Below are 16,287 nucleotides of genomic sequence, written 5' to 3'. Positions count from 1 at the left end.
GCAAAATTAACTTATCAATACGTAGCAAATTACTTTAAAGTAACATTTTAACAAATATTAACATACTTATTACTTACCAAAAGGCTCCGCCGCCCTGCAAACGCAAATAAAAACGATTAACTGTTTTTATACGGGGGCAAAACCATCAAATCCCGGCAACATTTTTGGTGTATGCCTGTTATTAATTTACTATGAAACTCATAACGCTGTTCATATCCATTTTGATAGCCAATACAGTTATTGCACAAAAACACGTGCCGCTGCCCCACGGAATGATATTTGGCGAAAAGCCCGACACAATAGCCTTAATGCCCGCCTCTAAACTGGAAGCTTTTATGGGAAAAAAAACGCGGATCACTACGGCCGTTAGCGGCAGGGTTATTAAAGTAACCAAAGAAAAAGGTGGCTGGTTTGAAATGGATGCGGGTAACAACCGGGTTATAACAGCCCATTTTACCAATGCAGGGATAAACCTCCCCAGGCAATTGGCGGGCCGTACGGTAATCATTTCGGGGATAGCAGCCAAACTATTTATTGCCGACGACCTGCAGCACATGGCCGGCGATACGGTTAGCGGCAAAAAACAGCATAAGGTAAATACCAACCCCGGCCGAAGGGTCAGCTTTGAAGTAAAAGGATTAATGGTAGATAAATAAAGCTATTCAAGCGGGATAAACACCTACCCGTTTGTTACAATGAGCTGCCTTAATTTTTCAGAAACCTCGTTTTTGTTTACTGCAGATGCTTCGCGTTTGCATTTCATATAATGTTCACGGGCAATTTTTTCGGCCAGGTCGCCGATGGTTTTTACATGCATCTCTTTGCCAAAACGTCCGGCCAGCCTTAAACCTATCCCGGCTATTACCATACCGGCAATACCTATGGCCAGGTAATAAAAGGCCAAAACAAAGCTAACCACCAATATCATGGAAAACAGGTTAACTATCCATTGCTTGGGCTGAAGCAACCGGATCTGGAAACCCATCTCTTCTTCAATAGCGGCCACAGCCTCAATACGGCTATCGCGCGGAAAAAGATCAGCGAGTTTGGTTTGGGGCTTTATGATATCCTTATCATACCCCGATGATGCATTGATGGCATTACGGAGTTTGTAAAACGCCTGCTGTGTGGTACAGCCATCATTTGTTTTTTTTACTTTTTCAACAACAACGTCGCAAAGTTTACCAAAGTTTTGCACATCGTTTACCGATGTATCGTTTAAACTGATGTTAAATGATTTTTCAATTTTCATTAAAACACCATCCATATCTTCAGGATCAACACTCTTCAGGTTGATTTCCTGACCATTAGCCGTATTAACTTTCAATCTATAGCAACTAAATACAACAATAGTGAACCTGCAATTAGGGTTGCAGGTTCACGTTATTAGCAATTAAACTACAAAGGCTGCAATTTAATGTTTTAATTATTTACTCAAATACATTGATTTCTCTTTGTACAGGTGTCTGAAGTATGGGTCCTGCAGGTTAGGGATAAAGCGGATAGCCTCACCTGTTGATTTCATCTCAGGTCCAAGCTCCTTGGTAACTTCAGGGAACTTATCAAACGAGAACACCGGTTCTTTGATGGCATAACCCCAAAGCTTGCGTTCGATGGTAAAGTCGCTCAGCTTATTGGCCTCAAGCATAACTTTTGTGGCTATGTTGATGTATGGCACATCATAAGCTTTGGCGATGAAAGGCACGGTACGTGAAGCACGCGGGTTGGCCTCAATCACATATACCTTATCATCCTTAACCGCGAATTGTATGTTAAGCAAACCGCGTACGTTAAGCGCTTTAGCTATCTTTTTGGTATATTCTTCTATCTGGTGGATTACATTGTCCGACAGATCAAACGGAGGCAATACAGCGAATGAATCGCCCGAATGGATCCCCGCAGGCTCAATGTGTTCCATGATCCCAACAATGTGTACATCCTCACCATCGCTGATCGAGTCAGATTCGGCCTCGGCGGCACGGTCAAGGAAGTGGTCGATCAGCACGCGGTTGCCCGGCAGGTTGCGCAGCAGGCTTACCACTGCTTTCTCCAGGTCTTCGTCATTGATCACGATACTCATACCTTGCCCGCCTAATACGTAGCTTGGGCGTACAAGTACCGGGTAACCAACCTTGTGGGCAACTTCAAGCGCTTCTTCCGCACTTTCGGCTACACCGTATTTAGGGTAGGGGATGTCAAGATCTTTCAGCAGGTCGGAGAAACGGCCGCGGTCTTCCGCAATGTCCATGTCATTGAATGATGTACCGATGATCCGGATGCCGTGCTCGTGCATTTTCTCGGCCATTTTAAGCGCAGTTTGGCCACCCAGCTGAACAATTACCCCATAAGGTTTTTCAAGCTCGATGATCTCGCGTACATGCTCCCAGTAAACCGGCTCAAAGTACAGCTTATCGGCCATGTTAAAGTCGGTTGATACTGTTTCAGGGTTACAGTTAACCATGATGGCTTCAAAGCCTGCTTCTTTAGCAGCAAGTAAACCGTGCACACAACTGTAGTCGAACTCGATACCCTGGCCTATACGGTTAGGGCCTGAGCCTAATACGATGATCTTTTTCCTGTCAGATGCTACCGACTCATTTTCGCCTTCGTAGCTTGAATAGTAGTATGGAGTTTTAGCAGGGAACTCGGCAGCGCAGGTATCAACCATTTTGTAAACGCGGTGCATGCCCAGGGCTTTGCGGCGCTGGTAAACATCTTCCTCGGTTACGTTACCTAAAATGTGTGCTATCTGCACATCAGAGAAACCTTTTTGTTTTAGCGTGTACAGAAACTCCTCAGGAACGTTGTTCAATGAATAACGGCGAAGCTCTGTTTCCAGGTTAACCAACTCCTGGATCTGGTTCAGGAACCAGCGGTCGATCTTGGTTACTTTACGTACCGATTCGATTGGCACACCAAGGCTCAGGGCGTCATAGATGTGGAATAGCCTGTCCCAGCTTGGGTGCTCAAGGCTGGCCATGATCTCTTCGAGGTTGCGGCTCTGACGACCGTCGGCACCTAAACCGGCACGACCGATCTCGAGGCTTTGGCAGGCTTTCTGCAAGGCTTCTGTAAAGCTGCGGCCAATGCCCATCACCTCACCTACCGATTTCATCTGCAGGCCAAGTTCTTTATTAGCGCCTTTAAACTTATCAAAGTTCCAGCGAGGTATTTTAACGATCACATAATCCAAAGTAGGTTCAAAATAAGCCGAAGTGGTTTTGGTGATCTGGTTTTCAATTTCATCAAGGTTGTAACCTATCGCCAGCTTAGCAGCAATTTTAGCGATTGGGTAGCCGGTAGCTTTTGAAGCAAGGGCTGATGAGCGTGATACACGCGGGTTAATCTCGATAGCGATGATCGCTTCATCGGCAGGGTTTACCGAGAACTGCACGTTACAACCGCCGGCAAAGTTACCGATGGCGCGCATCATCTTGATAGCCTGGTTACGCATTTCCTGGTAGCAACGATCGCTCAGGGTCATGGCAGGGGCTACAGTGATCGAGTCGCCGGTGTGGATACCCATCGGATCAAAGTTCTCGATAGAACAGATGATGATCACGTTGTCATTGCTATCGCGCAGCAATTCCAATTCGTACTCTTTCCAGCCTAATACTGCCTGTTCAACCAATACCTCGTGGGTTGGTGAAGCCTGTAAGCCACGGTTAAGGGCAGCGTCGAAATCTTCTTTTTTGTGAACGAAACCCGCGCCTTTACCACCCAGTGTATAGCTTGGGCGAATAACCAGCGGGAAGCCAATTTCCTGCGCGCCTTCTTTACCTTCAAGGAAAGAGTTGGCGATTTTTGATTTGGCAACCCCTACGCCGATGTCAACCATCAGCTGGCGGAAAGCCTCACGGTTTTCGGTTTTTTCAATGGCGGCAATATCTACACCGATAACTTTAACGCCATATTTTTCCCAAATGCCGCGTTCAGACGCTTCGATACAAAGGTTCAACGCGGTTTGACCGCCCATGGTAGGCAGCACAGCGTCTATCTGCTGTTCGGTTAAAATCTTCTCAATGCTTTCGCAGGTGAGCGGCAGAAGGTAAACATGATCGCTGATAACTTTATCCGTCATGATAGTTGCCGGATTGCTGTTAATAATAGAAACGGAGATGCCTTCTTCTTTTAACGAGAGAGCGGCTTGTGAGCCGGAATAATCAAATTCGCAAGCCTGGCCGATAATGATTGGGCCGGAGCCAATGATCAGAACGGATTTGATGGAGGTGTCTTTGGGCATAGGGCTTTTTTTAAGTCAAAAGTTCTAAGTCAAAAGTCAAAGGCTGCTAAGCCTTTAAACGGTTTTTCCTATGCGCTGAAAGCCAAGAAATCCCGACTTCAGCGTCGGGGTGCAAAGATAGAGTTTTAACAAACACCATTCATGTTTTTTTTCAGATTTAATATTGTCGCCATAACACCGGGCCTTTTTTAAGTTTCGGAGCACATTTTCTTAAAACAATAGGCTTACTATTTCCGTAAAATCTCACTATATTTACTTACAGCCCGGCCTGTAATTTCCAATTGAACCTGTAATTGCGCCAGGGCGCAAATACGTTATATTTAAGGACTATGATAAAGAAGTCTGTTTTTCCGTTGCTTGCGGCTATTTTATTTTGGGGCAGCTGTGCTATGCTGCAATCAGTTGTTAAATCAACATTCCCGTATACCGCTACTATGGTTATCCCGGCGTCGGCCAAAGTTGATGAACCTGAAACCGCAATAAGCACGGGTAACAGCTTTGACCAGGATTTTACTAAAGATGGCAACAATGCCAGCAGGATAAGCGAGGTGCGCATCATATCAGCCAAACTGCAATCGAGCGACCCATCAGATTATAACATTGGCAATATAGCGTCATTAAGGGTATACATGGCTAAAAATGATGGCAGCGAAGAGGTGATGGTGGCCATACGTAAAGATATCCAACCCAACGCCGGCAACAGCATAGTACTTGACATTGACAACTCACACTTTTTAGACGAACTGGTGCGGCAGCCAAGCGTGCGCATCCGGATGGTTTACCGTCTGCGTAAAGCTACGGCAACTGATGCGAGCCTGAAGGTATCATTAGGAATTGGATCGTACCCGGCTAATTAAGCTTACCTGCCTATCGCAAAAGAAACCGGCACGCTGTATCTAACCCTAACCGGAACGCCAAATTGTGTTCCCGGAACCCATTTTGGCGAGTTATTGAGCACCCGCACAGCTTCATCATCAATAATGGGAGCAACAGATTTACTCACTTTAATATCTGTTAATGTTCCATCCTTTTCTACAACGAAAGAAAGTACCACAGTACCTTCAATACCCTTACGAAGGGCATCATCGGGATATTTGATATTATTTGATAAAAACCTGCCGAAGCGCTCAAGTCCGCCTTTAAATTGCGGAGGCACCCCACGAGATTTCAGGTAAGTATTAACTTTTCCCTCTTTAGTTGTCGCTGTGCCTGATATCAACACCCCGTTATCATAAATTTCGGTAAAAGTAGTTTTGAAGTCTTGAAAATCACCTTTCCACTGTCCATCGCGTTTACCGCCTTTTACAGGTCCTTCTTCTTCAACATAACCAAATTTGTTATCGTAACCTTTAAAGTAGCCATTACCTTCAGAAACCTGGTCGTTTCCCAACGAATCTTTATTGGCTATGATGAGGTAATTGCCAGACCTGTCGGCTGTACGGTCTTTATTATCTTCGGGATACGAAAACTGCGCGTATAACCTGCCATTGGGATAAAATTCCATATCCTCACCTGCCTTTACCCCGTTTTTATAGCTGATAACCGATTGCTTTTTGCCATTAGCATAGTAAGTAACACATTGCCCTTCAAATTGCGGCGGATCGATCTTTACAGATTTTCCGATGAGTTTTTGAGAGCCGCTGGGATAAAATTCAAAAACATTATATAGCGTTGAAGCCGAGTCTGGCTCACGCACCACACGGATATAGTCGGCACTATCACGTATACCAACATACTTACCGTTATTTTTTATAAAGTAAACGTTTTGGCGCTGGGCATAGGCCCCGGTTGCAATAAGAAGAAAAAGGGTGATTGTAAAAAGCGGTTTCATAAATTGCGGCTTAGGCGCCGCTAATTTACTTAATCAATTTATTATCTGAATCGGGAAATATCAAAATTGGCTCATAATTCCGGGCTTCTTCAACCTCCATGTAGGCGTATGACATAATGATCACAATGTCGCCAACCTGTGCCAGGCGGGCGGTAGCGCCGTTAAGGCATACGGTGCCTGTTCCGCGTTCGCCTTTGATAACATAGGTTTCAAAGCGGGCGCCGTTATTATTGTTCACTATCTGAACCTTTTCATTGGGGATGATATTTGCAGCCTCAATCAGGTCTTCATCAATAGTGATACTGCCCACATAGTTCAACTCGGCCTGCGTTACCTTAACCCGGTGAATTTTGGACTTTAATATTTCAATTATCATGGCGCAAAGTTAGGAATATTTAGTTCATGGTTCATAGTTGATAGTTCATAGTAATTGTTAGCTGATTGTAAATAGTTTATGGTTATTCTAAACCAACCCACTACCAGCAATTTTGCTAAAAACCATGAACCATGATCTATGAACCACACGCTACCCAATCAACACATTATCAATCAATCTTGTTTTACCTACGCGTGCTGCAACAAGGGCAACAATAGTTTCGGATGCAGGGGTGGCATGATGCAGCGTTTTGCCATCGGCTATTTCAAAATACTCCAGCTCAACGCCGGGTTCGCTGCCGATCATTTGAGCTGCCTGCTGTTGCAGGCTGTCAATTTTTTTAATATCGAAGTTTTCCTTAACCCAGTTAAGTGCTTTGGAGAGAATGAGCGAGTGTTCCCTATCATATGGGGTGAGGTGGATGTTCCTTGAGCTCATGGCCAATCCGTCGGGCTCACGCTCAATCGGGCACATCACCAGCTTAACGGGCATCTCCAACACCTCAACCATTTTACTGATCACCATAAACTGCTGATAATCCTTCTGCCCGAAAAAAGCGATATCGGGCTTCACAATATTGAACAGCTTATTTACTACCTGAGTAACTCCCTGGTAATGCCCGGGCCTGAATTTTCCTTCCAGCAGGTATTCCAGATCGCCCATGTCAAAATGCCATTTTTCATTATCAGCATACATCTCGGTAACCTGCGGATTAAACAAAATATCGCAGTTAACTTCTTCCAGGCGGCGGATATCATCTGTTATAGGGCGGGGGTATTTTTCAAGGTCCTTAGGATCGTTAAACTGTGTAGGGTTTACAAAAATACTGCAAACAACCTGGGTGCTTTGCTGCTTTGCCAGTTCAATTAAACCCAGGTGCCCTTTGTGCAATGCGCCCATGGTTGGTACAAAGCCAATTACTTTTACCGGCTTACGGTTAAAATAATCGGTTATCTCGTTTTTTGTGCTGAATATTTTCAACGTAATAGGTGTTACAAAATTTGGCAAAGGTGTACAATTGATTAAAAATAACCAAAAGTTACTTGCATAATTCGTTGGCAGTTTATATAATAATAGTTATATTTGCAAACTCAAATTTTTTGACTTCTTTACATTTTAAATACTGATTTAGTGATGGGTAAATCTAAGCTTTTGTTTATAACTCATGAAATGTCCCCTTTCCTTGAACTCACAAAAATTGCTGAAATAACACGCCAACTTCCGCAGGCCATGCAGGAGAAAGGTTACGAAATCCGTATCCTTATGCCGCGTTTCGGCAATATCAATGAGCGCAGGAACAGGCTTCATGAAGTGATCAGGTTGTCGGGTATGAATATTATTATCGACGATAATGATAACCCGCTGATCATCAAAGTAGCATCTATCCCGGCGGCGCGTATGCAGGTGTATTTTTTGGATAATGAAGAATATTTTCAGCGTAAGCATGTGTTTGCAGACAAGGAAGGTAAATTTTACGCCGACAATGACGAGCGTATGATCTTCTTTTGCAAAGGTGCATTAGAAACTGTTAAAAAATTAGGCTGGGCGCCGGATGTGATCCATTGCCATGGCTGGATGAGCGCGCTTGTGCCTGTTTATCTAAAAACAACCTACAAAGACGATCCTACATTTAAGCACTCAAAAATCATTTACTCTATTTATGAAAATGATTTTAAAGAGCAATTGCACAATGACTTTGCTACAAAAGCCATCATGAGCAATATGAACGAGCAACATGTGGAGCCGTACAAAGGCGGTACCAATTCGGCCTTGTATGCCGGTGCAATCCACTACTCAGACGGTATCGTTTTGGGCAGCCCTGATATTGATGCAGATGTGTTAAATAATGTTAAAAACAGCAATAAATCGGTTTTAGAATTTGATTCTACCGCAGATTTCGAAAATTATTACAATTTTTACGACGAAATTACCAACGACGAATTGGTGGATGTTGCATAAGACTTAATATTATATATGAAATTTTTCCGATTAGACTTATTGACCCTGTTAATAAGTCTTTTTATTTTGAACAGTTGTAAACGCCAGGATGGTATTGGTTTGGGCGTCAATGATCAAAACGAGATCAATGGCAACCTGATAGTTGATACCAACATCGTTATTAACACTGTTGTTGATGACACCGCGGCTACCTCGGGTCAAAACCGGACACCGCTTGCCAACTTTACCGACCCGGTATTCGGCACAACAAAAAGCATTGTTGCTTTAGGTGTTAACTTGCCTAACGGCGCCGCTTACACTGTTCCTGCAGGCACCCTGACAATTGACTCGGCTGTACTTGTGCTTAGATATTCGGACGGTTTTTATGGTGATTCGCTGGCTTCACGCTATAAAATAAACGTGTATCAGCTTCAACAAAAGGTAGAAAGTAAATCCTACTACAGTAATAACCACTGGGATGCCGACCTGGGCACTTTGCTTGGCTCCAAGACCTTCACAGCCCGTACGCATGATAGTATCACCATAGCACGCATCCGTACCGACACATTAGATACCGTTCAGCGCGTAGCACCTCAGTTACGTGTGCCGCTTAGTAAAGCCTTTATCTATAACAACCTGTTTAATGCAAGCGGTGCTGTACTTGCATCACCAACAACTTTTCAAAGTACTGTAAAAGGCCTTTACCTTTCATTAGACAAGGCACAGGCCAGCGATGCCGGCGGTATTATCCAGCTTAATCTTGCATCATCTCACATTGATGTTTTTTATAAGGTTGTTACTGCCTCCACCAGTACAACATCCAGCGCCATTGATACGGCATCGGTAACCCTGCCGTTCTTTAACCGTGCTGCCGAAATTACCCATACCTACAGTACTACTATCCAGGCAGCACTGAATAATACGACAACATCACAAAATACTGTTTACCTCCAGGGGCTTGCAGGCTTAAGGGCTAAGCTTAGTTTCCCGGGCCTTGACAAGCTTGTTGACTCATCGGTAGTATTAAACCGTGCCGAAATTGTGATAACACCACGTGCCGGTTCAGGTGTACCTTATGCGCCTTTACCTAAGCTTACCATGTACAAGCTGGATATAGCCAAACAACGGGCACTGATACAGGATGCTTCGGCAAGTGACCCGCGTTCGCAAACAAGTTTATTTGGCGGCCGTTATGATCGTACCAAAAAAGAATACCACTTCCTGGTTACAGCTTTTGTTCAGGACCTGATCCGTAAAAAGACTATAGATTATGGTACTTATATTGCCCCGGTTGATACTACACTTATTAACACCACAACAGGTATTGATGTGGGGCCGTCAACACAAACGGCAGCCCGTACGGTAATAGTGGGGAGTGATAAGTCAACCCCGGGTTATAGCATCCGCATGAACATCATTTACACCAAGGTGCGCAAGTAAGATATCTCTCAATAAACAAAAGAATCCCCGCTTAGGGGATTTTTTTGTTTAAGACAAACACACTTCTTAAAATACTTTTTTAAGTATTTCAAAACTTCCTCATTTTCTAAAAAAATCAAAATAATTATTGCAGATATGTGTTATATAGCTGTTTATTTTGCGGCGTTTAACATTTATACTTGATTATTTTATGTGCGGAATTGTTGGTTATATAGGATTCAGAGATGCTTATCCCATCGTTATAAAAGGGCTTCACAGGCTTGAATACCGGGGCTATGACAGTGCCGGTGTTGCCCTGCTTGATCATGACCTTAAAGTTTATAAAAAGGCCGGCAAAGTTGAGGACCTTGAAAATTTTGTGAAGGGGATTGACCTGAAGGGGACAATTGGAATGGGCCATACCCGCTGGGCCACCCACGGCGAACCGAGCGACCGTAACTCGCACCCCCATTCATCGGGCGACAGGAGGCTTACCATTATCCACAACGGTATTATTGAAAACTATGGCGTGATCAAGGAAACCCTTGCTGCAAAAGGCCATGTTTTTAAAAGCGATACGGATACCGAGGTTTTAATACACCTGATTGAGGATATCCAAAAAGCAACCGGCCTTGATTTGAAAGACGCCGTGCGCGTGGCTTTAAACAAAGTAATTGGCGCATATGCCATCGTTATCATGAGTGCCGATGAGCCCGATCTGCTTATTGCAGCCCGTAAAGGCAGCCCGATGGTAATTGGCGTAGGCAAAGGCGAATACTTCATAGCTTCAGACGCTACACCTATTGTGGAGTACACTAAAAATGTGATTTACCTGAATGATAACGAAATTGCCTATGTACACCGTGAAAACCTGCTGGTAAAAAACATCGACAATTCGGTACAGACCCCCTATATCCAGGAACTGGACTTAAAGCTGGAAATGCTGGAGAAAGGCGGCTACGACCATTTCATGATGAAAGAGATCTATGAGCAGCCTCGTTCCATCCGCGACTGTCTGCGCGGCCGTATTTACCCTCAGCAGGGTAAAGTTCAGTTGGGTGGTATTAAGGAATACACCGAGAAGCTTAAAAACGTTGACAGGATCATTATCGTGGCCTGCGGCACCTCCTGGCATGCAGGTTTGGTAGGCGAATACCTGATTGAGGAATATGCGCGTGTGCCGGTAGAAGTTGAATATGCCTCCGAGTTCAGGTACCGCAACCCAATCATTACCGAAAAAGACCTGGTGATAGCCATTTCCCAATCGGGAGAGACAGCAGATACCATGGCCGCCATTGAACTGGCTAAGGAAAAAGGCGCTACCATTTTCGGCATTTGCAATGTGGTCGGCGCATCTATTCCGCGTTTAACGCATGCGGGCGTTTATACCCATGCCGGGCCCGAAATTGGCGTAGCATCCACCAAAGCCTTCACCGCCCAGGTAAGCGTGTTAACACTAATAGCTTTTTATATAGCCCAGCAGCGGGGTAAAATCACCCAAAGCAAAATGGTTGAATATTTAACCGGCTTAAACGAGATCCCGAACCTGGTACAGGAGGCGCTGAAATCAAACGAACATATCCGGCAAATCGCGGCCCGGTTTAAAGATTCGACCAATTGCCTGTTCCTGGGCAGAGGCAGTTCATTCCCTGTAGCCCTGGAAGGCGCTTTAAAGCTCAAGGAGATCTCCTACATCCATGCCGAAGGTTATCCCGCCGCCGAGATGAAACATGGCCCTATCGCTTTAATTGACGACGAAATGCCTGTAGTATTCATCGCCACTAAACATTCATCGTACGAAAAGGTGATCAGTAACATACAGGAAGTAAAAGCCCGCAAAGGCCACGTAATTGCTATTGTATCCGAAGGCGATACCGAAGTAAAAGGCATGGCCGATTATGTGATAGAAATTCCGCAAACCAATGAGGCGTTTGTACCGTTAGTTGCAACCATCCCGCTGCAGTTACTGGCTTATCACATAGCTGTAATGCGCGGCTGTAATGTTGATCAGCCCCGTAACCTGGCCAAGTCGGTTACCGTTGAATAAGGAATAAAATCAGATTTTTACCAGCCCCTGCCAGTAACGGCAGGGGTTTTGTTATTTTTGGGAAGAAACAAATACCTGCTACCTATGAGTTTTGAAATGTTTGCCCAGGCCGAGTCCTGGATTTCCCTGATCACACTTACGCTTTTGGAGATCGTTTTAGGGATCGATAACGTGATATTTATTTCCATCCTGTCTGATAAATTGCCTGCCGCCCAGCAAAGCAAGGGCAGGCGGATTGGTTTGGGCATGGCCATGATCACCCGTATCCTGCTGCTATTATCCATTAGCTGGGTAATGACGCTTACCGCCCCCTTGTTTAACCTAAGTTCGGTTTTGAGTATTACCAGCCCGGAATGGGTTGAAAAATTGGCTATTTCCGGCCGCGACCTGATCCTGATCATCGGCGGCCTGTTCCTGATCTATAAAAGTACTGCCGAGATCCACCATAAAATTGAAGGTGAAGAAGAAAACGAAGGCGCAGTAAAAAAGCATTCGTTCTGGGGCACAATCATCCAGATCATGCTGCTGGACATCGTCTTCTCGCTCGATTCGGTGATCACCGCCGTAGGAATGGCCAGACACGTGGAGATTATGATCCTGGCCGTTGTTATAGCCGTAGGCATTATGATGTGGGCATCAAACGGGGTAGCCTCATTTGTAAACAAGCACCCTACTGTAAAAATGCTGGCCCTGTCATTCCTGCTGCTGATTGGCGTTTCGCTTTTGGCCGAAGCTTTTGAACAGCATATCCCTAAAGGCTACATCTATTTCGCCATGGCGTTCTCTGTTTTGGTAGAGGTGCTGAATTTAAAAATGAAAGCGAATAAGGGAAAGAAGGTGGTGAAGAAAGGATAATAAAAAAACATCTCAATGTGAGTATTTAAATCCGGTTATCTCTGAAGGAGAAATGACAAAAGGGGCCTGTCAGTCTGAGCCCGTCGAAGACTCGCGCGCAGAGGCCTGCCCACCATGCTTCGAGAACCTCAGCATGACACCTCTTCTTTTATTATGTCATGGATAGATAACGCGTTAGCCCCTTTAAGTCTCCCCAAAAAAGGGAGACTTAAAAAGCGGCATTTCTTAAAGTCCTTTCCTTTGGAGAGGGTTTGGGTGCGGCTAACTCGATGAATGACTTAATGACCCAATGACAAATCTATAGCGCCACTACCATCGCTTTACCTGCATATTTAACAACCTTATCAGCCTTGGCAGTTAAAGCTACATCCGAGCCATGAGCGCCTTTAACCATCACAATATTAAACGTGCGGCTTTTCAGCTGGCCCGGAAAATGACCTTTAGTATCGGATATGCTAAGTTTACGTGTTTTATCGTTCCAGCTTAACGTAAATGTAGCTGATTGTCCTTTTTCGTAATTGTAGTTATCGTTTTCATCCTCATAAAACTTAAATGAGGCATTAGCGCCGGGGTAAATCCGAAGCTCGATATTGCTGTTTGGTTTTTCGGTAGCATATTCAACATCCGGGCCCATTGGTATAATTGAGCCTGCTTTTACATATAATGGCAAAATCTCGATAGGTGCCGCGGCGCTGATGGTTTGGCCGCCGTCAAGCAGCTCGCCAGTCCAGAAGTTATACCATTTGCTGGCGGCAGGCAGGTAAACCTGGCGGGCCTTGGCTTTTTTATCCGCATCACTTGAAGTATATAGTTGTTCGGTTACCGGGTTAACCATAAAGGCCGGCCCAAACATATACTGGTCAGGAATGCCGTAAACCTTGCTGTCGCCGCGGTAATCAAATGCCAGCGAACGCATAATGGTATAGTTATCGTTAGTTACACGGCCTGCCAGTGAGTAAATGTATGGCATCAAACGGTAACGGAGTTTATCAAAGTTAAGCAGGATCGATCTTGTATTTTCATCCCAGTTTTTGCTGAAGATAGCGCGCTCACCTTTACCGTGGATGCGGAAAATAGGGCAAAACGTACCGAACTGGAACCAGCGGGTAAATAACTCGCGCTTATCCGGCTGCGACCAATCGGCAGGTTTCCAGTGATAGTGATAACCGCCGATGTCTGACGTCCAGTAAGGGATGCCAGAGGTACAGGTATTAATACCTTGTGGTACCTGGTCTTTAAAATCATGAAAAGTACATTCAATATCGCTCGACCATAATGTAGAGGCGTTGCGCTGCTCGCCGGCAAAAGACTGCCTTACCAAAAAGAAAGCACGTTTACCCGGAATATCCCTTCGCCAGCCTTCGTATACGCCTTTGGTGTGTTGTAGGGAATAAGTGTTAAAATAATCAATGCCCTTGCCTATAGCAAAATTACTTTGACGGCGGGCGTCAAGCAACGCGCCATTATCCGGCTCGCACTGATCAATCCACCAGGCATCCCAGCCGTAGCGCTTAATGAGGCTGTCGCGGGCCTGGTCCCAGTAAAGTTCACGGGCTTTAGGGTTATGGGCATCGTAATAAGTATCAAAAGTATGGGTAACCACGTTATCCCAGGTGATATCAGTTAAACCTCCCATTTTGTTCAGCGCGTCATAGTTAGGAGTGCCTTTGCCAAACACCGGCCAGATGGAGATCATGGCGTGGATATTGGCCGCGTGCAAAGCATCAACCAATTTTTGTGGATGCGGGTAACGTTCCGGTTTCATTACATGTGAACCTATCGGCAATGGGTCCCAATAGTACCAATCCTGCACAATCACGTCAACAGGGATGTGATTATTGCGGTAATTATCCTTTACAGTAAGGATCTCGTCCTCGCTCAGATACCTGTCCTGCGATTGAAACAAACCGTAAGCCCATTTACCAAACATCGGCGCTTTGCCGGTAGCTGTACGATAAAGATCGATGATATGGTCAAAGCCAGGGCCGTAAAAAAAGAAATAATCAACCTGTTTACCGCTTTCGGATACATATTTAAATTTAGTGTTGTCCGCTTCGGCACCATAAAAATTACTGGCCGAATAGTTATCCCACATTAAGCCATAGCCTTTTGTTGATACCAGCACCGGGATAGCACCTGTAAGATATTTAATAGCCAGGTCCTGGTTACGGCCTTTATAATTGATCGACATAGAATCTAAGGGATGGCAGCCTAAACCAAACAAGGCCTCATCCTTCGGCGACGCAAATTGTGTAGTAACGTTATAAGTGCTGATCCCCGCGATGGTTGCCGGAGTAATGGATTTATTGTCGCTGTCTTCGGCAGTAATCACGTTACCCTTCAAATCGGTATAGGTGATAGCATTGGTAGCCTTATTGATCTTTACTTTCAGCTTTGCCGTAGTAATAACCACCTCGGTTTTCCCATCAGTAACCTGGTACGCTGAGTGCTGAACCCATTTATTACTCACAACCAATGATGACTTGGTCTCAAAAGCATCAAAGATGGTATATTTTACTTCAACGATATCGTCCCTGCGGATAAGCACTTTCATCAAACCTTTGTCGAGCGTGAAAGCAACGCCATCAGCCGATTTTTTGAAAGATTTAATAACTGCCATAGCCGGCATGGCGGACAAGCCAACCAAAAGAAAAATGAACCACGCAATCGATTGCCTAACTTTTGCGCCTTTATGAAATACCTGTTTAAACATCATGATTATCACTGATTTGGTTTATACTGAGTGTGAGATTAACACTTAATTTGACACCGTGAATATAACTTACTTTTTTTAATTGGAGTAATTTTTTTATTGTCGAATTATCAGTTAGCTACTATAAGCCCCGAATATTGAGTATATCTTAAAGGTGATACAATTACCACGCCTTTTAATCAAAGTGGTGATACTATATTGTCAGTGTTCCAATGTTAAAAACAGGGTGTTCTACTAATGGAATGATGTTTTATAACTTACTGATTACCAATAGCAATCTGTTCATGTCGACTGAAAGGAGGTTTTGGCCCGTTCGTAACAATCTGCTTATAAATATCATTATTGCGCGAAATTTAACAAGTGTTCAGCCTTATAAAATGGGACAGTTTTTTTACCGGTGACGATGCCTTCGCCGGGCCACCGGGTAAATACTTTTTTAATTCCCCCACAATTTTTCTGCTTGATCCGTAAATAGTTGATTGGCGGGATTGAGGCAGAATTATGAAAAAAGCTTGTAAACGCAAAAAAGCCTTAGTAATTAGCTAAGGCTTTTGCAATGTTGCACCATTGAAGGTGATAAAGGGTGGCACCGACCTACTCTCCCACGTTTTACCGCAGTACCATCGGCTCTGGCGGGCTTGACTTCTCTGTTCGGAATGGGAAGAGGTAGACACCGCCGATATAGGCACCTGAATTTCTTTTTATTAAGGTGAAAGCTTAAAGGTAAAAGGTTAAAGGTTTCTTACCTTTCGCCTTTATCCTTTGGCCTTTCAGCCTCATAAATGACATATTATTGAAAGAAGGAATTGAATGTAGAGAAAACAACAGCTTTGTTGTTTGTTTGTGGTTGATAGTTCATGGTTCA

Annotated in this window: 12 protein-coding genes and 1 rRNA gene; 6 read left to right on the top strand and 7 right to left on the bottom strand. The window is 44.5% G+C overall.

The genetic code is table 11. The annotated features are described in order from the left end of the window. Positions 1 to 191: 191 nt before the first annotated feature. Positions 192 to 656, top strand: a complete 465-nt coding sequence (locus BLP33_RS25760; RefSeq protein ID WP_090534629.1) for a DUF4920 domain-containing protein — start codon at positions 192 to 194, stop codon at positions 654 to 656. Positions 657 to 679: 23 nt separating this feature from the next. Here the strand turns inward: BLP33_RS25760 and BLP33_RS25755 are convergent, their stop codons facing one another. Then, positions 680 to 1,327 carry a hypothetical protein gene (locus tag BLP33_RS25755; RefSeq protein WP_090534627.1) on the bottom strand — a complete coding sequence of 216 codons (648 nt, stop codon included), beginning with the start codon at positions 1,325 to 1,327 and terminating at the stop codon, positions 680 to 682. A 99-nt stretch (positions 1,328 to 1,426) separates the two neighbouring features. Then, a complete protein-coding gene (gene carB, locus BLP33_RS25750) occupies positions 1,427 to 4,243 on the bottom strand; it encodes a carbamoyl-phosphate synthase large subunit (RefSeq protein WP_090534624.1) in 2,817 nt (938 codons plus the stop codon). A 329-nt stretch (positions 4,244 to 4,572) separates the two neighbouring features. Between carB and BLP33_RS25745 the strand changes: the two genes are divergently transcribed. Next, the gene (locus BLP33_RS25745; protein ID WP_090534622.1) at positions 4,573 to 5,100 is read left to right on the top strand and encodes a hypothetical protein; all 528 of its coding nucleotides are present in this window, start codon (positions 4,573 to 4,575) and stop codon (positions 5,098 to 5,100) included. Positions 5,101 to 5,102: 2 nt separating this feature from the next. Here BLP33_RS25745 and BLP33_RS25740 read toward each other — a convergent pair whose 3' ends face one another. The 3 genes from BLP33_RS25740 to panC form a co-directional block, all read right to left on the bottom strand. Continuing rightward, complete coding sequence (locus tag BLP33_RS25740; RefSeq protein ID WP_090534620.1) at positions 5,103 to 6,074, bottom strand: energy transducer TonB; 972 nt, start codon at positions 6,072 to 6,074, stop codon at positions 5,103 to 5,105. 25 nt (positions 6,075 to 6,099) lie between these two features. Then, the gene (gene panD, locus BLP33_RS25735; RefSeq protein ID WP_090534618.1) at positions 6,100 to 6,450 is read right to left on the bottom strand and encodes an aspartate 1-decarboxylase; all 351 of its coding nucleotides are present in this window, start codon (positions 6,448 to 6,450) and stop codon (positions 6,100 to 6,102) included. Positions 6,451 to 6,600: 150 nt separating this feature from the next. After that, positions 6,601 to 7,431, bottom strand: a complete 831-nt coding sequence (gene panC, locus BLP33_RS25730) for a pantoate--beta-alanine ligase (RefSeq protein ID WP_090534617.1) — start codon at positions 7,429 to 7,431, stop codon at positions 6,601 to 6,603. Positions 7,432 to 7,584: 153 nt separating this feature from the next. Here panC and BLP33_RS25725 point away from each other — a divergent pair, with 153 nt between their 5' ends. The 4 genes from BLP33_RS25725 to BLP33_RS25710 all read left to right on the top strand — a co-directional run bounded on the left by BLP33_RS25725 (position 7,585) and on the right by BLP33_RS25710 (position 12,709). After that, entirely contained in the window at positions 7,585 to 8,409 is an 825-nt protein-coding gene (locus BLP33_RS25725; protein ID WP_090534615.1) for a glycogen/starch synthase, read from the top strand. Positions 8,410 to 8,475: 66 nt separating this feature from the next. After that, positions 8,476 to 9,828: a DUF4270 family protein gene (locus tag BLP33_RS25720; protein ID WP_175490124.1), complete on the top strand. Its 1,353-nt coding sequence runs from the start codon at positions 8,476 to 8,478 to the stop codon at positions 9,826 to 9,828. 190 nt (positions 9,829 to 10,018) lie between these two features. Further along, complete coding sequence (gene glmS / locus BLP33_RS25715; protein WP_090534611.1) at positions 10,019 to 11,854, top strand: glutamine--fructose-6-phosphate transaminase (isomerizing); 1,836 nt, start codon at positions 10,019 to 10,021, stop codon at positions 11,852 to 11,854. Between the two features lie 84 nt (positions 11,855 to 11,938). Beyond that, a complete protein-coding gene (locus tag BLP33_RS25710) occupies positions 11,939 to 12,709 on the top strand; it encodes a TerC family protein (RefSeq protein WP_090534610.1) in 771 nt (256 codons plus the stop codon). A 298-nt stretch (positions 12,710 to 13,007) separates the two neighbouring features. Here BLP33_RS25710 and BLP33_RS25705 read toward each other — a convergent pair whose 3' ends face one another. Continuing rightward, positions 13,008 to 15,425, bottom strand: a complete 2,418-nt coding sequence (locus tag BLP33_RS25705; protein ID WP_090534607.1) for a glycoside hydrolase family 31 protein — start codon at positions 15,423 to 15,425, stop codon at positions 13,008 to 13,010. A gap of 578 nt (positions 15,426 to 16,003) precedes the next feature. After that, positions 16,004 to 16,115, bottom strand: a 5S ribosomal RNA gene (gene rrf, locus BLP33_RS25700). Positions 16,116 to 16,287 lie beyond the last annotated feature (172 nt).

It is taken from the genome of Mucilaginibacter sp. NFR10 (assembly GCF_900100445.1).
In the GTDB taxonomy this organism is placed as follows: domain Bacteria; phylum Bacteroidota; class Bacteroidia; order Sphingobacteriales; family Sphingobacteriaceae; genus Mucilaginibacter; species Mucilaginibacter rubeus.
The sequence above is the reverse complement of the archived record's forward strand: the minus strand, read 5'-3'. Positions and strand labels throughout refer to the sequence as shown.